The organism is Mesobacillus maritimus (assembly GCF_023715205.1).
Classification (GTDB): Bacteria; Bacillota; Bacilli; order Bacillales; family Cytobacillaceae; genus Mesobacillus_B; species Mesobacillus_B maritimus_C.
Genome location: NZ_JAMBNR010000113.1, coordinates 1 through 297, shown reverse-complemented (window position 1 = coordinate 297; position 297 = coordinate 1). Strand labels below are relative to the sequence as shown.

Genomic DNA, 297 nt, shown 5'->3' with positions numbered 1-297 from the left:
GGACACGTGAAATCCCGTCGGAAGCTGGGAGGACCATCTCCCAAGGCTAAATACTCCCTAGTGACCGATAGTGAACCAGTACCGTGAGGGAAAGGTGAAAAGCACCCCGGAAGGGGAGTGAAAGAGAACCTGAAACCGTGTGCCTACAAGTAGTTAGAGCCCTGTGCATATTTTCCTTCGGAAAAATGCCGGGTGATAGCGTGCCTTTTGTAGAATGAACCGGCGAGTTACGATCATATGCGAGGTTAAGTTGGAAAGACGGAGCCGCAGCGAAAGCGAGTCTGAATAGGGCGATAT

At 51.2% G+C, this 297-nt stretch carries 1 rRNA gene; it reads left to right on the top strand.

The features are described from left to right. A 23S ribosomal RNA gene (locus M3182_RS25870) occupies nucleotides 1–297 on the top strand; the annotation flags it as partial.